The sequence below is a fragment of the Modestobacter caceresii genome (genome assembly GCF_000761485.1).
Lineage (GTDB): Bacteria > Actinomycetota > Actinomycetes > Mycobacteriales > Geodermatophilaceae > Modestobacter > Modestobacter caceresii.
In genome coordinates, this window is sequence record NZ_JPMX01000021.1 from 74,456 (window position 1) to 94,189 (window position 19,734).

The window sequence follows — 19,734 nt, forward strand, 5'->3', positions numbered from 1 at the left end:
AGCCGTGCCTCGCGCGTCTCGCCCACCTCCGCTCCACCCCCGTGGACGGGTCCTGCGGCCACTGCTGTGCGTCCGGGCGCCTCGCGGCGCACCCGGCGTGCTCCCGACGGCCTCACCGGGCGTAGTCGGGAGGACACGGACATCGGAGGCAGTCTGGTCGACCCCGCCATCGGGTGCCACTCCGGGGGGCCGGCCGTGGGTCGGTTGAGCCGCGACACCCCGGCCGGCCACCGACGCCGGGAGGTCTCTCCGTGCCCGGCCCGGCGGAGCCGGCGGGGTGCTCCAGCAGCGGCGGCTCGCCGGCGGCCCAGGCCTGCAGCACCGGGTCCACGAACCGCCAGGCCTCCTCCGCCTCCGCGGCGCTGACCGCGGTCCGGCTGCTGCCGGAGAGCACGTCGGTGAGCACCGCGCTGTAGGCCATGCGCTCGCCCGGTGCGTGCACCGCCACCCCGGCGCCGGCCTGCTCGGCGCCGTCCAGCGGGACCTGCAGCCGGTCCTCGGCGACCCGCTCGACCCCCGGCGGGCACTGCGCGGGCGCCGGCGCCCGGAGGTGCAGCACCACGTGCTTGCGGTCGGTGGCCAGGGCCTTGCCGGTGCGCAGCACGAACCGGGTGCCGGCCCACCGGGGCGTGTCCACGGTGAACTCCAGCTCGGCGAAGGTCTCGGTGCACCGGGCCGGGTCGACGCCGTCCTCGTCGACGTAGGCCCGGGTGGACGGGCCGGCCGTGTAGCGCGCCCGGCGGGTGGCCCCCACCTCGGGCACCCGCACCGCCCGGAGCAGCTCCAGCCGGACACGGTGCAGGTCGGCCTCGGCCGACGTCGCGGGCAGCTCCATCGCCAGCACGGTCAGCACCTGGACCAGGTGGTTCTGCAGCACGTCGCGCACCGCGCCGGTCCGGTCGTAGAAGCCGGCCCGGCCGCCGACGTCCAGCGTCTCCTCCCAGACGACGTCGACCCGGGCGAGGTGCTCGGCGCTCCACCGCCCGGCCAGGACGCCGCCGGGCTGCCGGAGCTCGAACAGGGCGGCCACCGCCGGCATGCCGAGGAAGTGGTCGACCCGGAAGGCCGCCTCCTCGACGTCGCCGGTCGCCTCCGCCAGCAGCGCGTTCAGCGCCTGGGCGTCGGGCCGGTCCCGGCCGAACGGCTTCTCCACCGCGATCCGGCTGCCCGCCGGGAGCCCGGCCGCCCCCAGGGCCCGGACGGCCGCCGGGAACAGCACGGGCGGCAGCGCCAGGTACCCGGCCACCGGCCCGGTCCCGGGGAACGCGGTCACCGCGGCCGCGACGGTGTCCGGCTCGGCCAGGTCGACCCGGCGGTAGCGGGCGGCGTCCACCAGCGCCTGCCGGGCGCTCGCCGGCAGGTCACCGGCGTGCTCCCGCAGCCGGGCGGCGACGTGCTCGGCGAACCGGGCGTCGTCCCAGTCCTGCTCGGCGGCGCCCAGCAGCTGCAGCCCCGCCGGCAGCCGGCCCGCCGCGAGCGACTCGGCGAGGGCGGGCAGCAGGAAGCGGCCGGCCAGGTCGCCGGTGGCGCCGAGCAGGAGCAGCCGGGTGATCACCGGCCGACGGAGTCCCGCCAGGAGTGCTCGGGCGCGAAGCCGAGCACCCGGCGGGCCTTGTCGATCGACAGCAGCGTGTCGTGCTCGCCGACCTCCCGGCGGCGCGGGACGCCGGGGAACTGCGCGTCCAGCAGCTCGTCGTTCGGCCGGGCGGAGACCGTGTCGGCGTTGGCCACGATGAACACGTCGGCCCCGGGCTCGCGGTGCTCCAGGCCGCGGCGCACCGCCTGGGCGCCGTCGCGGGCGTCGATGTAGCCCCACAGGTTCCAGCGCCGCAGGGCCGGGTCGGCGTCGTAGCCGGGGAAGGCGGCGTAGTCCTCGGGGTACATGACGTTGCTGAACCGCAGCCCGGTCATCGACAGGTCCGGGTGCCAGCGGCACAGCTGCCGGGCCAGCTCCTCCTCCAGCGTCTTGACCAGCGAGTAGGTGGTCGTCGGCCGGGGCGCGTACTCCTCGTCGACCGGGACGTAGGGCGGGGCCTCGTCGAAGGGCAGCCCCAGCACCGTCTCGCTGGAGGCCCACACGATCTTCCGGACGCCGGCCCGCAGCGCGGCGCTGTAGACGTTGTACGAGGCGGTCATGTTGTTGGCGAAGGTGGCCGCGTTCGGCAGGAGGCCGGGAGCCGGGACGGCGGCGAGGTGCACCAGGGCGTCGATCGGCGCGCGGTGCTCGTCGAAGCCGGCCAGCGCCTCGACCGCCTGGCCGGCGTCGGTGAGGTCGACGACCGCGGACTCCACGTCGGCCCGCGGGCTGGGCACCCGGTCCAGGGCGAGGACGTCCCAGCCCTGCTCGACCAGGTGGGTGACCACCGCCCGGCCGAGCTTCCCGCTGCTGCCGGTGACCGCTGCCCGCGCCATGGTGCTCCTCTGTCCGTCGACTGGTCTCGCAGGCGATGTGCCCGGGACAGCCTCACCCGTGCCGGGCCCGGCCGCACACCGGAGCGGGATCATGGCAGCCATGACGGCGAGCGGGAGGTCGAAACCGGTGCCCGACCTGATCGCCCCCGGGCTGGACGTGCTGTTCTGCGGGATCAACCCGTCGCTGCGCTCGGCGGAGACCGGTCAGCACTTCGCCCGGCCGGGCAACCGGTTCTGGCCGGCGCTGCACCTGGCCGGCCTCACCGCGCGCCGGCTGACCCCGGCGGAGGGCCCGGAGCTGCTGCGCCACGGGCTCGGGGTGACCAACGTCGTCGACCGGCCGACCCGGACGGCGGCCGAGCTGGACCCCGCCGAGCTGCGGGCCGGCGCGGAGGCGCTCGAGGCGCTGGTGGCCCGGTACCGGCCGCGGGTGCTCGCCGTCCTCGGGGTCACCGCCTGGCGGCAGGCCTTCGACCGGCCGCGGGCCACGCTGGGGCGCCAGCCCGAGCGGGTCGGCGGGGTGACCACCTGGGTCGCGCCGAACCCCAGCGGGCTCAACGCCCACCACCAGCTGCCCGACCTGGCCCGGCTGTACCGGGAGCTGCGCGACGCCCCGGAGGTCAGCGGCTGAGCTCGCGGAGCACCCGGCGGGCGTGCCGGTCGAGCACGACCTCCTCGTCGGCCGGGACGACGAGGGCGCGCACCGCCGCTCCCGGGGCGGACAGCTCCCCGGGGGCGGACGCCGCGGGGTCCAGGACGACGCCGAGGTGGGCCAGCCGGTCGGCGACGGCGGCGCGCACGGTCGCCGAGTGCTCGCCGACGCCGCCGGTGAACACGAGGGTGTCCAGGCCGCCGAGCACCGCGGTGTACCCGGCGACGGCGACCGCCACCGACCGGCTGAGGACGTCGAGGGCCAGCCGGCTGGCGGTGTCCCCGGCCTCTGCCCGGGTGGTGATCTCACGGACGTCGGTGGAGCCGGCGATCCCGGTCAGCCCCGAGCGGTGGTCGACCAGGTCGCGCAGCTCCTCGACCGACCAGCCGCGGTCGGCCAGGAACAGCAGCGCGTCGGGGTCCAGGTCGCCGCTGCGGCTCGCCGACAGGACGCCGCCGGTGGGGGAGAAGCTCATCGTGGTCGCCACCGACCGGCCCCCGGCCACCGCGGTGACGCTGCAGCCGCCGCCCAGGTGGGCGATCACCGCCCGGCCGAGCTCGGGCACGGTGTCGACCACGTGCTCGAGGTTGAGCCCGTGGAAGCCGTAGCGCCGCACCCCGAGCGCGTCGACCTCGGCCGGCAGCGGCAGCCGCCGGGCCTCCTCGGGCAGGTCGGCGTGGAAGGCGGTGTCGAAGCAGGCGACGTGCGGCAGGTCGGGCCACTGCGCCCGTGCCGCCGCGATCTCCGCGACGTCACCGGGCAGGTGCAGCGGGGCGAAGGGCGCCAACGCCCGCAGCGAGGCGAGCAGGTCGTCGTCCACCAGTTCCGGGTGGACGTGCTCGGGCCCGCCGTGCACCACCCGATGGGCGACCGCGACGAGTTCGATGCCCTCGGCGGCCACCCGGTCGGCCAGCTCGGCGACCGCGGTGCCCGGGTCGTCGACCGGCCGCGCGACGTGCACGTCGAGCAGCCGGTGCCCGGCGGCGTCGTGCACGGCGGCCTTCAGCGACCGGGAGCCGGGGTTGACGGCGAGGACGGCTCCGTCGGTCACCCGCGCCCCGCCCCCCACGTCCAGTCCCGGACCTCGGGCATGTCCTCCAGGTGCTCGCGGACGTACCCGTGGTGCCGGTCGAGCTGCGCGCGGCAGAACCGGACCAGCTCCGCGCCCCGCTCCGGCGCCCGCCGCGAGCGGCGCAGCGCCTCGATCACCAGGTGGTACCGGCTCATCCGGTTGAGCACCACCATGTCGAAGGGGGTGGTCGTCGTCCCCTGCTCCTCGAAGCCGCGCACGTGGAAGCGGGCCGGGTCGGGGCGGCCGTGCAGCAGCTGGTGCACCGCGCGCGGGTAGCCGTGGAAGGCGAAGACGACGTCGGTGTCGCGGGTGAACAGCTCGTCGAACCGCTGCTCGGGGAACCCGTGCGGGTGGTCGTCGTGCGGGAGCAGCGCCATCAGGTCGATCACGTTGACCACCCGCACCCGCATCGCCGGCGCCCACTCGCGCAGCAGCTCGGCGGCGGCGAGGGTCTCCATCGTCGGCACGTCGCCGGCGGCGGCGAGCACCACGTCGGGCTCGGCCTCGCCGTCGTCCTCGGTGCCGGCCCAGTCCCACACCGACGCCCCGGCCGCGGCGTGGGCGTGCGCCTGCTCCAGCGTCAGGTACTGCAGGTGCGGCTGCTTGTCGGCGATCAGCAGGTTGACGTGGTCGGTGCTCTTCAGGCAGTGCTCGGCGACCGACAGCAGGGTGTTGGCGTCCGGCGGCAGCCAGACCCGCACCACCTGCGGGGACAGCGGGATCACCGTGTCCAGCAGACCGGGGCCCTGGTGGCTGAACCCGTTGTGGTCGTTGCGCCAGCAGGTGCTGGTCAGCAGGATCGTCAGCGACGACACCGGTGCCCGCCAGGGCAGCGTCGCGGCGTGCTGCAGCCACTTCACGTGCTGGATCACCATCGAGGCGCTGACCATGGCGAAGGCCTCGTAGGTGGCGAAGACGCCGTGCCGGCCGGACAGCAGGTAGCCCTCCAGCCAGCCCTGGCACAGGTGCTCCGACAGCACCTCCATGACCCGCCCGTGCGGGGAGAGGTGGTCGTCGGTGGGCAGCACCTCGGTCTGCAGGCAGCGGTCGGTCACCTCGAACACCGACTGCAGCCGGTTGCTGGCCGTCTCGTCGGGACAGAACAGCCGGAAGGTCCCGCCGCCGTCCTCCGTGGTCGTGCGGGCGTAGACGTCGCGCAGCAGCTCACCGAGCGGGTGGGTGGTCTGGGCGAAGGTGGCACCCGGCGCGGGGACGTCGACCGCGTAGCGCTCCAGTGCGGGCAGGTCCAGCGGGGTGCGCCGCAGCCCGCCGTTCGCGTACGGCGTCGCCCCCATCCGCAGACCGCCCGCGGGGGCCAGCGCGGCCAGCTCGGGAACCAGCGCGCCGTCGGCGGTGAAGAGCGTCTCGGGGGAGTAGGAGCGCAGCCACTCCTCCAGCAGCGCCAGGTGCGCGCCGTCGGTCTGCACGCCGGACAGCGGCACCTGGTGGGCGCGGAAGGTGCCCTCGACCTGCACGCCGTCGACCTGCGCCGGGCCGGTCCAGCCCTTCGGCGTGCGCAGCACGATCGCCGGCCAGCCCGGGCGCACGTCCTCGGCCCCGCCGCGGGCGGCGGCCTGGATCTCCCGGATCCGGTCGTGCGAGGTGCGGACGGCGGCCTCCAGCTCCCGGAACACCGCGCGCGGGTCGTCGCCGGAGACGAACACCGGCGCCCAGCCCTGGCTGGTCAGGTAGCCGCTGATCTCCTCGTCCGACGATCGGCCCCACACCGGCGGGCTGTTGATCTTGTAGCCGTTCAGGTGCAGCACCGGCAGCACGGCGCCGTCCCGGCGGGCGTCCAGGAAGGCGGGGATCTTCCAGGAGCCGGACAGCGGGCCGGTCTCCGCCTCGCCGTCCCCGACCACGCAGGCCACCATCAGGTCAGGGGAGTCGAAGGCCGCCCCGGCGGCGTGCACCAGCGCGTAGCCGAGCTCACCGCCCTCGTGGATGCTGCCCGGGGTCTGCACGCTCACGTGGCTGGGGACGCCGCCGGGGGTGGAGAACTGCCGGAACAGCCGGTGCACCCCCTCCTCATCCCGGCTCACCTGCGGGTAGACCTCGCTGTAGGTGCCCTCCAGGTAGGTGGCGGCGACCAGTGCCGGGCCGCCGTGCCCCGGCCCGGCGACGTAGAGACACGGGGTGCCGGTGCGCCGGATCAGCCGGTTGAGCTGTGCGTACAGCGCCGACAGCCCGGGGCTGGTGCCCCAGTGGCCGAGCAGCCGCGGCTTGACGTCGGCGTGTGCGAGCGGCCGGCGGAGGAGCGCGTTGTCCCGCAGGTAGATCTGGCCGACGGTGAGGTAGTTGGCCGCGGCCCACCACCGCAGGTCCAGGTCGAGCTCGTCGTCGGGGTAGTCCGCCGTCGTTCCCTGCTCCGTCATGGGCTCCACACTGTCGGTCGCGGGTGAACGCCGGGGGTCCGGCACCGGTTGCGATCGTGTGCGGACCGGGCCGCCGGGCGCACGGGTCGAAGGTCCCGTCACCCCAGCAGGTCAGTGAGCTCCAGGACGCCGCCCTCGGCCTCGAACTCCGCCTTCGCCGCGGCCAGCACGGCCGGGTCGACCAGCGCGTCCAGGGCGGTGAGCGCCAGGCCCACCGCGCCGTCCAGCACCGCCCGGTCACCGGCCGGTGAGGCAGCGGCCTCGGCGAAGCCGGTGGTGTGCATCGAGGTGTCCGGGCCGGCGATGGCGATCATCGGGTGGATCGAGGGCACCCGGACGCTCACGTTGCCCAGGTCGGTCGACCCGGCCAGCGACGCCGGGGTCACCCCGGGCGGGAGGGCGGTGCGGCCGCGGCGGGCCTGGTGACGGGTCCACCGGGCGGCGAGCTCCAGGTTGGCCCGGATCGGCAGGTAGGCCGGCAGCTCGTCCCAGAACAGCTCGTACCCGCAACCGGTCATCGCCGCCGCGGCGGCCATGACCGCCTCCACCCGGCGGCTCAGGTCGGCCAGCGTCTCCGGCGTCGCGGACCGCACGTAGTACAGCGCCTCGGCGGTCTCCGGGACGACGTTGGGCCGCTGCCCGCCGTCGGTGATGACGCCGTGCACCCGGTCGGTGTCCGGGACGTGCTGGCGCAGCATCGCCACGCCGTTGTAGCCGGCGACCACGGCGTCCAGCGCGTTGCGGCCCATGAAGGGCTGGGCCGAGGCGTGCGCGGCGATGCCGGTGTAGACGACCCGCAGCTGGCGGCGGCCGAGGAAGGGCTGCACCGCGGCGTCGTAGGAGAACGGGTGCAGCATCACCACGGCGTCGATGCCGTCGAAGGCGCCGGCGCGGGCCATCAGCTCCTTGCCGCCGCCGCCCTCCTCGGCCGGGGTGCCCAGCAGCAGCGCCGTCCCGGCGACCCCGCCGTCGGCCAGCACGGCGGCCAGGCCGAGGAAGGCGCCCACGGCGGATGCGCAGATGACGTTGTGACCGCAGCCGTGGCCGATGCCGGGCAGTGCGTCGTACTCCGCCAGCACCGCCACCGTCGGCCCGCCGCTGCCGACGCGGGCCCGCAGCGCCGTCTCCAGGCCGAACACCCCGACCTCGGCCTCGATCCCGGAGCGGGCGAGCAGGTCGGCCACCGCCCGGGCCGAGCGGTGCTCCTCGTAGCCCTCCTCGGGATGGGCGTGCAGGTCGTGGCTGAGCCCCAGCAGGTCCGCCGACGCCGCCTCGATCGCCTGCTCCACCATGGCCAGCAGCTCCTCGGGGGCGCCGTCGTGCGCCGAGGAGAGCGGCTCGGCGGACGCGGCCGCGCGGTCGGTGGCCGCCCGCAGCTGGTCCAGGTGGGCGGTGTCGGCCGGGCGGGGGAGCCGGGCGTCGGCGTGGTCGGTCATGTGCCGTGTCTACCCGGTGCCGGGGCACCCGGGAGGGCCAGCGGGGAACGATCTCGGACGGCAGGTGGTTGAGCGCTTGACGGACGGCGCCCCTCGTCGTCCCCGAGCCCCAGGAGGACCCCATGCACCTCGGCGCCGACAGCTTCGTCTCAGCGGTGACCGACCCGACCACGGAGCGCCTCGTCGGCCCCGAGAAGCGGATGGCGGACCTGCTCGAGGAGATCGAGCTCGCCGACCGCGTGGGGCTGTACTCCTTCGGGATCGGCGAGCACCACCGCAGCGAGTACTACGACTCGGCGCCGGCGGTCATCCTGGCGGCCGCCGCGGCGCGGACCTCCCGGATCCGGCTGGGCAGCGCGGTGACCGTGCTCAGCGCCGCCGACCCGGTGCGGGTCTTCCAGCAGTTCGCCACCCTCGACCTGATCGCCAAGGGCCGGATCGACCTGGTGGTCGGGCGCGGTTCGTTCACCGAGGCGTTCCCGCTGTTCGGCCTCTCGCTGGGCGACTACGACACGCTCTTCAGCGAGAAGCTCGACCTGCTGCTGCAGATCCGCGACTCCGAGCAGGTCACCTGGTCCGGTCGGCACCGCCCGGCGCTGACCGGCCAGGGCGTGTACCCGCGGCCGCTGCAGGACCCGCTGCCGATCTGGGTCGGCGTCGGGGGCAGCCCCGAGTCCTTCGCCCGGGCCGGCCTGCTGGGCCTGCCGCTCATGGTGGCGATCATCGGCGGCGAGCCCCGCCAGTTCGCGCCGCTCATCGATCTCTACCGCCGCGCCGGCGCCCAGGCCGGGCATGCTCCGGAGAAGCTGCAGGTGGGGCTGCACGTGTTCGGGTACGTCGCCGACAGCAACCAGGCCGCCGCGGACACCATCTACCCGGGCTGGCACGAGATGTTCGCCAAGATCTCCCGCGAGCGCGGCTTCTCCCAGCCGTCCCGGGCCCAGTTCGACGCCACCAGCGGGCCGAACGGCGCCTTCTTCATGGGCGACCCGGACACCGTGGCCGAGAAGCTGGTGCGGATCTCCGGGCAGCTCGGCGGGGTCGACCGGATCTCCCTGCAGATGACCAACCCGCGGCTGGCGCACGCCGACCTGCTGCGCGGCATCGAGCTGCTCGGCACCGAGGTGGCGCCGAAGGTCGCTGCCGCTTCCTGAGTTCACCGGCGCACCTCGGGTCGTCGCGCCGGGCAGGTGGGGCTGGCACGCTTCCCACCTGGCACCGGGGACGTGACGGCGGCGCAGCAGGTGATGGCGCAGCGTGCGCGGGCGGCACGAGCGCTCCTGGCTGACCGGTGCAGACCCGGATTGCTGTGACTGGGCAGAACTGTCGTACCCCGTCCGTAGGTTCGGGGTGTGTTCGAGGCCGGTGGGTTCGGGGTGGCGGTGACGGTGTCGCCGCGGTCCTCCGTGTCGGCGTCGCTGGCCGAGTTGCCGCCGCCGGTGGGGGTGACGCGTCGGCGGACTCGGTTGTCGGAGGTGTTGGAGCCGCGGGGTTTCTCCGATGCGGGGTTGGTGGGGGAGTTGGGTGCGCTGGCCGATGTGCGGGCGCAGCTGGCTGCGTATGAGGCGGTGGTGGTGGCGGAGTTGGCTCGGCGTCGGCCGGTGGAGTGGGATCTGTCGGAGGAGGAGCCGGGTCGCGGGGCCGAGGGGTGGCGGCCGGTGCGGGTGCCGGTGGGGGTGTCGGAGTTCTTGGCCGATGAGCTGGCGGTGGTGGCGGGCATCTCGCCGACGGCGGCCACGGTGCTGGCCGAGCGGTCGCTGGTGCTGGTGCGGGAGCTGCCGGCCACGTGGGCGGCGCTGGCCGATTCGCTGATCGACCCGCCGCGGGCGAACGCGATCGTGGCGGCGTTGGGCGGTCAGTCGGAGTCGGCGGGTGGTCGGGTCGATCCGGCGGTGGTGGCTGAGGTGGAGGCGCAGGCGCTGGAGTGGGCGGTGGCGGGGGAGACGCCGCGGCGGTTGCAGGAGCGGACGGCGGCGGCGTTGATCGCGCTGGACGAGGCGGCGGCCGATCGGCGGCGGAAGCAGGCCGAGCGGCTGACCGATGTGACCACCCGGGCCACCGCCGATGGGATGGGTGAGCTGATCGCCGGGATGTCGATGCCGGTGGCGGTGGCGTGCCGGGAGACGGTGGACGCCTACGCGCGGATGGCGAAGGCCGAGGGTGACGTGCGGCCGATCGGTCAGCTGCGCACGCAGGTGATGGCCGATCTGATCCTGCGTCCGTGGGACACCACGCGGGAGCCGGTGACCGCGCATCTGCGCGTGCACGCGCCGCTGCCGGCGCTGCACACCCGCCCCACGAACGGTCGGGTCACGCCAGGCGGTGCGCCCAGTGCACCGGGCGGTGGCCTCCGCGCGTCGGGCGGTGCGCCCAGCTCACCGGGTGATGGGCGCAGCGTGCCACGCGATGACCGGGACACGGCGACGGTCGACGGGGCGCCGATCACCGCCGGGCAGTTGCGAGAGCTGCTGGAGCAGTTGGACGCGATCTGCCCCGGTGGGCTGCAGGCACCCACCGGCGGCACCCTGGGCATCGACCTCGCCGACCCGGTCAGCGGGGCGCTGCGGGCGACGGTCACCCGCCCGAAGCTGGAACGGCTGGCCCGCCGCTGCTGTCCCGACCATCCGGCAGGCACCGACTGCGGGTGCGCGGTGCTGGACCGGCCACCGGCGGTCGACCGGTACACGCCCACCCCCGCGCAGTACCGCTTCGTCCGAGCCCGGGACCGCACGTGCCGGCATCCCGGCTGCCGGCGCCCGGCCGCCCGCACCGACCTCGACCACGTGCGCGCCCACCGCGACGGCGGAACCACCGACTGCACCAACCTGTGCTGCCTGTGCCGACGACACCACCGGCTGAAGACCCACGCGCCCAGGTGGCGCTTCACGATGAGCGACGACGGCGTCCTGACGGTCACCACACCCTCCGGAGCCACCCGCACCACCCGACCACCGGACCTCCAGACGCCTGCTGCCTTCCAGCTGTTCGGCGGTAGGAGCTCACCGCCGGATGACGACGACCCGCCCCCGTTCTGACACCCATGGCCTTCGGCTGCCTCGACGGGCGGACGTCGCGGACTCCTCTGGCAGACCACGTGGCCTTCGGCTGCCTGGGACTGCGGAAGTCGTGGACCTCTTCCGCAGCGCGCAGAGGCCGGGGAGACGGTCGGTGGGCTCTCGGTCCGGGCGCCATTCGGTTGTGCGCGGCCGGGTTTCGACCCCTGCTGTGTGCCCGATGTGCGTCGACGGGGAACATGTGTGGGTGAGCGGGGGAGGAGTGCCGGGGACGCCACAGGCCCCAGACCCCGCCTCCGGCGCGTCACCGGCGGGCCTGCGGAGTCGTCGCCGGCGGGTGGTCGGCACCCTGCTCCGGGTTCTCCTGCTGGTCGCGGTCGGTGCGGCGGTCGTCGTCTTCCGGGACCGGATCGCCGAGTGGTGGGACGGCCTGGTGGGCGTCGCCTGGTCCTGGGTCGTCCTCGCCGCGCTGACCCAGTTGCTGTCCCTGCACTGCCTGGCGCTGCAGCAGGGTGTGCTCGTGCGCGCGGGCGGCGGCGACGTCCCGCTGCGCCACGCCTCGACCACCATCTACGCCGGCAACACCATCGCCTCCACGGTCCCGGTCGCCGGGGCCGCGGCGAGCGCGGCGTACACCTACCGCCGACTGCACGCGCTGGGCAACAGCCCCGCCCTCGTGGGCTGGGCGCTCGCCGTCTCCGGGATCGCGGCCACGGCCACGCTGGCAGTGGTCCTCGCCGTCGGGTCCGCGGCCACCGGCTCGCTCTGGGGCTCGCTCGGTGCCTTCCTCGCCACGGCGGCCGGCGTCCTGCCGGTGGTGGGGCTGGTGCTGGTCCTGCGGCACGAGCGGTCGCGCACCGTGGTGGTCCGGCTGGCCACTGGCGTCGTCACGACGCTGGGCCGCTGGGTGCGCTCGCTGCGGGGCAGGCAGGTGGAGCGGCGGATCGAGGAGCTGCTGACCTCCCTGGGTGCCTTCCGGTTGTCCTTCGGTGCCGCGTCCGCCGCCGGCCTGCTCGCGCTGGCCAACTGGGTGTTGGACGTCGCCGCCCTGGCGCTGGCCCTGGTGGCCGTCGGCGCGCCCGTCCCGTGGCAGGGGCTGCTGCTCGCCTGGGGCGCCGGCGCGCTGGTCTCCTCGGCGCGGCTCACCCCGGGCGGCATCGGGGTCGTGGAGGCGGCGCTGGCCTCGGCGCTGGTCGCCGTCGGCCTCCCGGCGAGCCAGGCGGTGCCGGCCGTGCTGGTCTACCGGCTGGTCAGCCTCTGGCTGCTCGTCGGGATCGGGGCGTTGCTCCTGTTGGCCGACCCGGGCTCCACGGCGCGCGGGGGTCGCCGCCGGCACGCCGACACCCCCGCGAGCTGACCCGCGCGACCGCCCCGGGACGGCGCCGTCTCGTTTCGTGCGGTCCCCGACGGGCACACCGGCTGGCGTGCGTGACCTCCCCGAAGACTCCCCGTCCGGCCCGGCCACCGCACGCAGCGGCCGGGCGCCCGGCGTCCCACCCACCTTCGTCGACGGCACCCGGCTGTGGGTCGACGCCCGCCTGCGCGTGCTCGTCCAGGCCCGCATCGAGGCCCGGCTGCTGCGTCGGCTCGGTGGCCCGGTGCTCGACGGCCGGGTGCTGGAGCTGGGCACCGGTCGGCGCGGCACCGGCCTGCGGTCGGCGCTGGACACCTTCGGCGCCGCGCACGCCGACGGGGTCGAGATCTTCCCCGCCAGCGTGGCGGACTGCCGCGCAGCGGTGCGCGACCTCGGTGACCGGGTGCAGGTCAGCCAGGGCGACGCGACCCGGCTGAGCGCGGACGACGCCACCTACGACGCGGTGTTCGGCTGGCACGTGCTGCACCACACCGAGGACTGGCGGGCCGTGGTCGCCGAGGCCGCGCGGGTGCTGCGCCCCGGCGGCCGGTTCTACTCCTGCGAGATGACCGCCCGCTTCATCGACAGCCGGGTGCTGCGCGCGGTCTCCGCCCACCCGGCCGACGGTGACCGCCCCACCCCCGCGACCCTGGCCGCCGCGTGCCGGGCGGCCGGGCTGACCGTCACCGCGCAGGAGACCCGGCTGGCCGGCTGCTGGACTGCGCTCGTCGCCACCCGGTCGTGACCGCGCCGGGAGACGGCTCCGGGCACTCCACGACCGGCACGCTCGCCACCGCCCTCCGGCTGCTCCGCCGGCACGCCCCGGCCGCCTTCCTCGCCTCCGTCCTCGCCACCGCCGTCAACACCGTCCCCGACGTGCTGCGGCAGGTGCTGGTCTGGGACGACCCCCGCCTGTGGGCTGCGCTCGCCGTCGACGTCGTCGGCTTCCTGACCGCCCTGGTCGCCCAGCTGTGGGTGACCGGTGCGCTCGCCGGCCTGCTCGACCGCGGGCGGCTCACCCTGGCCGGTGCCCTGCGCCGGGGGACCGGACTGGCGGTCCGGGCCGTGCGGCGCGCGCCCGGGACCGTGCTGGCCGGGGTGGTCACCGGCGGGGCGGTGTCGGCGCTGCTGACCCTGCCGGCGTCCATCGCCGCACTGGGCGCCGGCCGGGTGCTCGGGCCGCTGGACTCACCCGACGTCGGTGCCTTCGCGGTGGCCACCGTCAGCGACGTCGTGGCCAGCGCGGCCACGCTGCCCTACCTGGCGTTCGTGCTGGTGTCGGTGGCCACCGGTTTCCGAGCCGGCCGGGCGGGCACCAGCCGGGCATGACCTTGAACTGGGACGTGACCCGGAAGAGCATCGGCACGCTGTCGATCTGGCTGGGCACCGGCGCGCTGTTCGCCCCGCGGGCGATCACCCGGGCGCTGGGGGTCGACGAGCGTGCCACCGGCAACGACATCGCGCTGCCGCTGCTGGTGCGGCTGATCGCCGCCCGGAACATCGCGATGGGCGCGGCCCTGCTGGTCACCCCCGTGCCCCAGGCCCGGCGCACCACGGAGGTCACCCTGCTGCTCACCGCGCTGGACGGCGCGGCCGTGCTGGTCGGTCGGCGCGGCGGCGACATGGCCGACCGGAGCGTGGGGCTGTCGATGACCGTCCTCGGGCTGGCCGCGGCCGGCGCCGCCCACTGGCACCGCCGCTGACCCGCCCCGGTCAGTCGGCCGTCGGGCCACCGGCGAGCAGGGCACGCACCGCGTCGATCGTGTCGGCCTCGGCCGGGGTCTTGTCCGGGCGGTAGCGCAGCACCCGGGCGAACCGCAGCGCGACGCCGCCGGGATAGCGGGTGCTGCGCTGGGCGCCGTCCACCGCGATCTCGACCACGAGCTCGGGGCGCAGCAGCACGCCCCAGTCGGGGCGCTCGGCGGCGTGCTCGGGGAACGTCCGGGTCTGCCAGGCCAGCAGCTCGTCGGTCATCCCCTTGAACGTCTTGCCGACCATCACCGGCTCGCCGCCGTCGGGGTCGCGGGCCCCGAGGTGGATGTTGGAGAGGGAACCCGCTCGTCGTCCGTAGCCCCACTCGGCACCGAGCACGACCAGGTCGAGGGTGTGCACCGGCTTGACCTTCTGCCACGCCTTGCCGCGGCGACCGGCGGCGTAGGGCGCGTCCAGCGCCTTGAGCACCACGCCCTCGTGCCCGGCGGTCAGCGCGTCGTCGAGCACCCCGGCGGCCTGCTCCGGGGTGGGCCGGCGCACCCCGGGCATCCGCAGCGCCGCGTGCGCGTCGTCGGCCAGCAGCCCGGCCAGCGCGTCCAGCCGCATCGCCAGCGGCTCGTCGAGCAGGTCACGGCCGTCCAGGTGCAAGACGTCGAACAGGAACGGGCTCAGCAGGACGCCCGCGTCAGCCGACTCGCTGCCGAAGCGGCTCATGGTGTCCTGGAAGGCGCGCGGCCGGCCGTCGTCGTCCAGCGCGAGGGTCTCCCCGTCGAGCACGGCGGTGTCACACGGCAGCGCCCGGACCCGCTCGACCAGCTCCGGCACGCCGTCGGTCACCTCCCGCAGCGATCGGGTCCACACCCGGACGACGTCGCCGTCCCGGTGCACCTGGATCCGGGCGCCGTCGAGCTTGAACTCGACGGTGACGTCGGCACCGAGGTCGTCCAGCGCGGCGTCCAGCGACGACCCGGGGCTGGCCAGCATCGGCCGCACCGGGCGGCCCACCTCCAGCCGGACGCCCGCCAGCGCCGCGGCCCCGCCGGCCATCGCCAGCGCGGCGGTCTCCGGCAGCCGGCCGGAGAGCATGAAGGCCCGGCGGACGACGGGGGCCGACACCTCGGCAGCGGCGGCGACGGCATCCAGCACGACGCCCTCCAGCGCACCCTGCCGGAGCTCGCCGGTGAGCAGCCGGACCAGGAACTGCTGCTCCTCCGGGGTCGCCGCGTCGAGCAGCCCGCCCAGGACGGCGTCACGCCGCGCCGCGGACCCGGCCCCGGTCGTCCCCGCCAGTTCGGTCAGCGCCGAGTCGACCGCCGTGACGGTCAGCGACGGCGCGGCCGCGGTGCCCCCGCCCAGCCGGGACAGCGTGCGCCAGCCGACGCCGAGCCGGCCCTGGCGGGGTTCGCCGGCCAGCCACCCGGTGACCGGCACGACCTCATCGGGGGCGGCGGCCCGCAGCAGTGCGGCGATGGCCGCGGCCTTGGCGGTGCGGGACCGGGTGGCCGTGACCGCGGTGGACGCGGCGAGGACGTCGGCGACCAGCACCCGGTCATGCTTGCAGTCCATCGGGCTGCACGGTGGACGTTCCCCGTCCACACAGTCCGATGCAGCAAGCCGCACATCGCGGGGCGCCCTGCGCGCAGTCCGTGGCGCCCCCCGCGCCATTGATGTCCAGATGCGGCCAGGGACTCAGGAGCGGATCCGGCGTTGCCCTTGCGCGGCAGGAACGCCAGCGGTTCCCCGGTGCCAGCGGTCCCGTGGTCGAGAAAGGCCCACAGCGGGTGGTGCGGGGCCGACATGCCTGCCGAATTGCCATGACGATGCCGGGCTCACTTCCAGTGACGCAGGACCACCGTCCCTTCGCCGAGCGGGACAAGAGATCCGACGTTCTCTGCATGCGACACGACCTCGCCCGCGAGCATCTCGGTGTCCGTCATGCGGTCCGCCCCTTCGGAGAAGTGGGTGAGGTCCTCGTGGATGATGTGAACAGCGCCGACTCCGTCTTGGATGATGACCGTCAACTCCACATGGTCATCGACATGCTGCATGTGTCTTGTCCCCAGCAGCTTGAGTTCAGGTTCCGTACTCCGATCCAGCAGCTCCTCCACCCGCTGACGGACTCTCTCTGCATCGATCAATCTGGCTCCTCGTTCCTCCAGTGCTACTACCGGAGCGGCTCGTAGGGGCGTGTGTAGTAGACACTCGCGCCGTCCACGTGAGCAGGCGTGGGAGCCTCGGGCCAGGGCGGTCGGTACCCCAGCCGGCCGGAGGACTCCCGTTCCGGGCCGCCGCAGGCCAGGATGCGCCCATGGACGTCGACGCACGGCTCCGCGAACTCGGTCTCGAGCTGCCCTCCCCGATGGGCCCGGGCGGCAACTACCTGCCGGCCATGCCCGCCGGGGACCTGCTCTTCCTCTCCGGCATGGGCCCGGTCCGGCCCGACGGCACCCTGGTCACCGGCAAGGTCGGCGACGGTGGCCTGGACCTGGAGACCGCGCGGGAGGCCGCGCGGCTCACCGGGCTGCAGCTGCTCGCCGCGCTGCGCGCCGAGCTCGGTGACCTCGGCCGGGTGCGGCAGGTGGTGAAGCTCTTCGGGATGGTCAACTGCCGGCCCGGGTTCAACCGCACGCCCGCCGTGATCGACGGCTGCTCGGACCTCCTCGTCGACGTGCTCGGCGACGCCGGCCGTGGTGCCCGGTCGGCATGGCCGAGCTGCCGTTCGACATCGCCGTGGAGATCGAGGCCGTCGTCCGCATCACCGCGTGAACCCGTTCCCCGCCGAGAGACCCCAGGAGACGACGTGCTGCTCGAGACGATGACCTCCGACGAGGTGCAGGCCGCGCTCGCGGACGGACGGTGCGACGTCATCGTGCCGTGCGGCGCGGTGGAACAGCACGGCCCGCACCTGCCGCTGGACGTGGACGCGGTGCACGCCGACCGGCTGGCGGTGGAGCTGGCGCAACGGCTCGGGACGGCGCTGGTCGCCCCCACGATCCGGGTGGGCGTCTCACCGCACCACATGGGGTTCGCCGGCACGATCAGCCTGCGCCCGGAGACCTTCGAGGCGGTCTACACCGACTACTGCCAGAGCCTGGCCGCGCACGGCTTCCGGTCCATCCTCTGCTTCTCCGCCCACGGCGGGAACTTCGCCCCGCTGGCGGAGATGGCGGAGCGGCTGGACGCCGCCGTGGGACCGGACTGCCGGGTGGTCGTCTACTCCGACCTCCTCGGCCTGGTCGACCTCTGGCGGTCCGCCGTCGCCGACGCCGGTGGGGACCCCGAGGGGGTCGGCGGGCACGCCGACGTCGCGGAGTCCTCCGTCTACGCCGTCCTCCGGCCCGGGCAGGTGCGCACCGAGCGGCTGGTCCGCGGGTACACCGGGCCGGTCGACGACGCCCTGCTGCAGCGGATGTTCACCGGCGGCATCCGGGCGATCTCTGACACCGGGGTCATGGGCGACGCGCACGGGCTGTCCACCGCCATCGGCGAGCTGTGCCTGAAGCGGGTCGCCGACTCGCTCGCGGCCCACTTCACGCAGCGACTGGAGGCCGTGCGGACGGAGCCCTGAGCGGGGGAGGATGCCGGGATGCCGCGCCTGCTGGTCGTCCACCACACGCCCTCGCCGGCCCTGCAGGCGGTGCTGACCGCCGTCCGCGAGGGCGTCGCGCTGGTCGAGGAGGTCGAGCTGACCGTGCGGCCCGCGCTGTCGGCGGGGGCGGCGGACGTGCTCGCCGCCGACGGCGTCCTGCTCGGGACTCCGGCCAACATCGGGTACATGTCCGGTGCGCTCAAGCACTTCTTCGACACGGTCTTCTACCCGTGCCTGGACGCCACGGCCGGGCTCCCGTACGGGGTCTACGTGCACGGCAACGACGACACGGCCGGCGCACTGGCCAGCGTCCAGCGGATCACCGGGGCCCTGGGCTGGCGGCAGGTCGCGACGCCGCTGAGCCTCACCGGCGCGCCCGGTGCGGCGGACCTCGAGGCGTGCCGGGAGCTGGCGGCGACGGTCGCGGTCAGCCTGTGACCGGCCACCGACCTCGACCCGATGGGACGGCGGGAGCGGTGCCGAGTCCAGGATGAGCCGGCGGCGAGGCCCGGGAGGAGGAGCGACCATGCAGGTGGAGATGACCGACGCGACCGAGCAGCACCGCTACGAGGGGCGCGTCGACGGCGAGCTGGCCGCGGTCGCGGAGTACCTGAAGACGGCGGAACTCGTCGTCTTCTCGCACACCGAGGTGTTCCCCGGGCACGAGGGCCGGGGAATCGCCTCCGACCTGGTGCGCCAGGCGCTGGAGGACGTCCGTCGCCAGCAGTTGCAGGTGTTGCCGCTGTGCCCCTTCGTCGGGGCGTGGATCGCCCGACACCGGGCCGACTACGGCGACCTGGTCTACCGCTCGCGTACGACGGCCACGCCCGGCCGGGACTGAGCCCTCGGGCGGACGGTGCGTCGTCGCGGTGTGCGCCGGGTCGCCGCGACGCGTGCCACCATGACGGCGTGGCTTCCACCTCCGCCTCGGCCAGCGCGCTGCTGCACCACGTGCGCACCGGCCGCGCGCGCAGCCGCGCCGAGCTGGTCGCGCTGACCGGCTCGTCCCGGAACACGGTGAGCGCCCGGGTCGACCAGCTGATCGCGGCGAACCTGCTCGAGGAGGGCGGCCGCGGCTGGAGCACCGGTGGGCGGCCACCGACGCTGCTGCGCTTCAACAGCCGGGCCGGGTGCGTGCTCGCCGTCGACCTGGGCGTGACCAGCGTCGACGTCGCGGTCACCGACCTCTCCGCGGAGATCCTGGCCACGGTGGGTCACCCCATCGACATCGCCGAGGGGCCCGGCCCGGTGCTGGCCGAGGTCGACCGGCTGGCCCAGGGGGTGCTCGCCGAGGCGGGCCTGACCCCGGCCGACGTGTGCGCCGTCGGGGTCGGCGTCCCTGGTCCGGTGGAGTTCTCGACCGGTCGGCCGGTGCACCCGCCGATCATGCCGGGCTGGCACGACCACCCGATCCCCAGCGCCTTCGGCCGGTACGACTGCCCGGTCTTCGCCGACAACGACGTGAACGTCATGGCCCTGGGCGAGATGGGCATCGCCGGGTCGACCGAGGACGTGCTGGTGATCAAGGTCGGCACCGGCATCGGGTGCGGCATCGTCGTCGACGGGCAGGTGTACCGCGGCGCGCAGGGCAGCGCCGGCGACATCGGGCACATGTCCGTCCCGCCGCCGCACGGGGAGCCCGTGCTCTGCCGGTGCGGCAACGACAACTGCCTCGAGGCGATCGCCGGTGGCGGGGCCCTGCTCCGCGACGCGCTGGCGGCCGGCCTGCCGGTGACGACGACGCGCGAGCTGGTGCAGCTGGCCGCCCACGGTGACGGGCCGGCCCTGGAGCTCGTCCGCAACGCCGGCCGGACGATCGGCACCGTGCTGGCCAGCCTGGTGAACTTCTTCAACCCGCACCGGATCGTGATGACCGGTGGGGTGGCGCAGGCCGGGCCGCCGCTGCTGGCCGGCATCCGGGAGGCCGTCTACGGCCGCTCGCTGCCGCTGGCCGCTCGGGCGCTGGACATCTCGGTGAGCGCGGCGCCGGACTTGTCCGGGCGGCTCGGGGCCGCGCTGATGGCGATCGAGGGCTTCCTGGACGAGGACTCCGCCTACCAGGTGGCACGCGCCGACGCCGGCTCCGTCGAGGCCCCGACCGCCCGCTGACCTCGGGG

18 protein-coding genes are annotated in these 19,734 nt (G+C 75.1%); 11 read left to right on the plus strand and 7 right to left on the minus strand.

Translation table 11 applies throughout. From position 1 onward, the window contains the following. Positions 1-112 precede the first annotated feature (112 nt). The gene (locus IN07_RS06575) at positions 113-1,555 is read right to left on the minus strand and encodes a glucose-6-phosphate dehydrogenase (protein ID WP_064972374.1); all 1,443 of its coding nucleotides are present in this window, start codon (positions 1,553-1,555) and stop codon (positions 113-115) included. Continuing rightward, a complete protein-coding gene (locus tag IN07_RS06580) occupies positions 1,552-2,412 on the minus strand; it encodes an NAD-dependent epimerase/dehydratase family protein (protein WP_036334504.1) in 861 nt (286 codons plus the stop codon). Before IN07_RS06580 ends, IN07_RS06575 begins: the two co-directional genes overlap by 4 nt. 127 nt (positions 2,413-2,539) lie before the next feature. On the opposite strand from IN07_RS06580, the gene mug reads away from it, so the two are divergent. Further along, complete coding sequence (mug, locus tag IN07_RS06585) at positions 2,540-3,043, plus strand: G/U mismatch-specific DNA glycosylase (protein ID WP_036334506.1); 504 nt, start codon at positions 2,540-2,542, stop codon at positions 3,041-3,043. Here the strand turns inward: mug and IN07_RS06590 are convergent. The 3 genes from IN07_RS06590 to IN07_RS06600 all read right to left on the minus strand — a co-directional run bounded on the left by IN07_RS06590 (position 3,033) and on the right by IN07_RS06600 (position 7,947). Further along, positions 3,033-4,115: an acetate/propionate family kinase gene (locus IN07_RS06590; RefSeq protein WP_036334568.1), complete on the minus strand. Its 1,083-nt coding sequence runs from the start codon at positions 4,113-4,115 to the stop codon at positions 3,033-3,035. The genes mug and IN07_RS06590 overlap by 11 nt on opposite strands. Beyond that, positions 4,112-6,511, minus strand: coding sequence for a phosphoketolase family protein (locus IN07_RS06595; protein ID WP_036334508.1), 2,400 nt, complete (start codon positions 6,509-6,511; stop codon positions 4,112-4,114). Before IN07_RS06595 ends, IN07_RS06590 begins: the two co-directional genes overlap by 4 nt. A 98-nt stretch (positions 6,512-6,609) precedes the next feature. Next, entirely contained in the window at positions 6,610-7,947 is a 1,338-nt protein-coding gene (locus tag IN07_RS06600) for a M20 family metallopeptidase (protein ID WP_052090954.1), read from the minus strand. Between the two features lie 122 nt (positions 7,948-8,069). Here IN07_RS06600 and IN07_RS06605 point away from each other — a divergent pair, with 122 nt between their 5' ends. The 6 genes from IN07_RS06605 (at position 8,070) to IN07_RS06630 (ending at position 14,018) form a co-directional block, all read left to right on the plus strand. After that, on the plus strand, positions 8,070-9,101 hold the full coding sequence (locus IN07_RS06605) for an Atu2307/SP_0267 family LLM class monooxygenase (RefSeq protein WP_036334509.1): 1,032 nt from the start codon (positions 8,070-8,072) through the stop codon (positions 9,099-9,101). A 321-nt stretch (positions 9,102-9,422) separates the two neighbouring features. After that, positions 9,423-10,982 carry an HNH endonuclease signature motif containing protein gene (locus IN07_RS06610; RefSeq protein WP_156119062.1) on the plus strand — a complete coding sequence of 520 codons (1,560 nt, stop codon included), beginning with the start codon at positions 9,423-9,425 and terminating at the stop codon, positions 10,980-10,982. 316 nt (positions 10,983-11,298) lie between these two features. Next, complete coding sequence (locus tag IN07_RS06615; protein ID WP_036334510.1) at positions 11,299-12,318, plus strand: lysylphosphatidylglycerol synthase transmembrane domain-containing protein; 1,020 nt, start codon at positions 11,299-11,301, stop codon at positions 12,316-12,318. A gap of 67 nt (positions 12,319-12,385) precedes the next feature. Continuing rightward, a complete protein-coding gene (locus IN07_RS06620; protein ID WP_081975239.1) occupies positions 12,386-13,060 on the plus strand; it encodes a class I SAM-dependent methyltransferase in 675 nt (224 codons plus the stop codon). Beyond that, a complete protein-coding gene (locus tag IN07_RS06625) occupies positions 13,057-13,644 on the plus strand; it encodes a hypothetical protein (RefSeq protein WP_036334511.1) in 588 nt (195 codons plus the stop codon). The genes IN07_RS06620 and IN07_RS06625 overlap by 4 nt, the downstream gene beginning before the upstream one ends. After that, on the plus strand, positions 13,641-14,018 hold the full coding sequence (locus IN07_RS06630) for a DUF4267 domain-containing protein (RefSeq protein WP_036334513.1): 378 nt from the start codon (positions 13,641-13,643) through the stop codon (positions 14,016-14,018). The genes IN07_RS06625 and IN07_RS06630 overlap by 4 nt, the downstream gene beginning before the upstream one ends. Before the next feature lie 10 nt (positions 14,019-14,028). Here the strand turns inward: IN07_RS06630 and IN07_RS06635 are convergent, their stop codons facing one another. Together IN07_RS06635 and IN07_RS06640 are read right to left on the minus strand one after the other, a co-directional pair. Continuing rightward, complete coding sequence (locus tag IN07_RS06635; protein ID WP_231558027.1) at positions 14,029-15,594, minus strand: ATP-dependent DNA ligase; 1,566 nt, start codon at positions 15,592-15,594, stop codon at positions 14,029-14,031. A gap of 263 nt (positions 15,595-15,857) precedes the next feature. Beyond that, positions 15,858-16,136, minus strand: coding sequence for a hypothetical protein (locus IN07_RS06640; RefSeq protein WP_156119063.1), 279 nt, complete (start codon positions 16,134-16,136; stop codon positions 15,858-15,860). Positions 16,137-16,336: 200 nt separating this feature from the next. On the opposite strand from IN07_RS06640, the gene IN07_RS25670 reads away from it, so the two are divergent. From IN07_RS25670 to IN07_RS06660, 4 genes are all read left to right on the plus strand, one after another. Beyond that, positions 16,337-17,596 carry an Atu1372/SO_1960 family protein gene (locus tag IN07_RS25670; RefSeq protein ID WP_197058378.1) on the plus strand — a complete coding sequence of 420 codons (1,260 nt, stop codon included), beginning with the start codon at positions 16,337-16,339 and terminating at the stop codon, positions 17,594-17,596. 18 nt (positions 17,597-17,614) lie between these two features. Continuing rightward, positions 17,615-18,055 (plus strand): flavodoxin family protein, encoded by a 441-nt coding sequence (locus tag IN07_RS06650; RefSeq protein ID WP_036334516.1) that lies wholly within the window; start codon positions 17,615-17,617, stop codon positions 18,053-18,055. A gap of 88 nt (positions 18,056-18,143) precedes the next feature. Beyond that, entirely contained in the window at positions 18,144-18,458 is a 315-nt protein-coding gene (locus IN07_RS06655; protein ID WP_036334517.1) for a GNAT family N-acetyltransferase, read from the plus strand. Between the two features lie 68 nt (positions 18,459-18,526). After that, entirely contained in the window at positions 18,527-19,726 is a 1,200-nt protein-coding gene (locus IN07_RS06660; RefSeq protein ID WP_036334519.1) for an ROK family protein, read from the plus strand. The last annotated feature ends 8 nt before the right edge of the window (positions 19,727-19,734 follow it).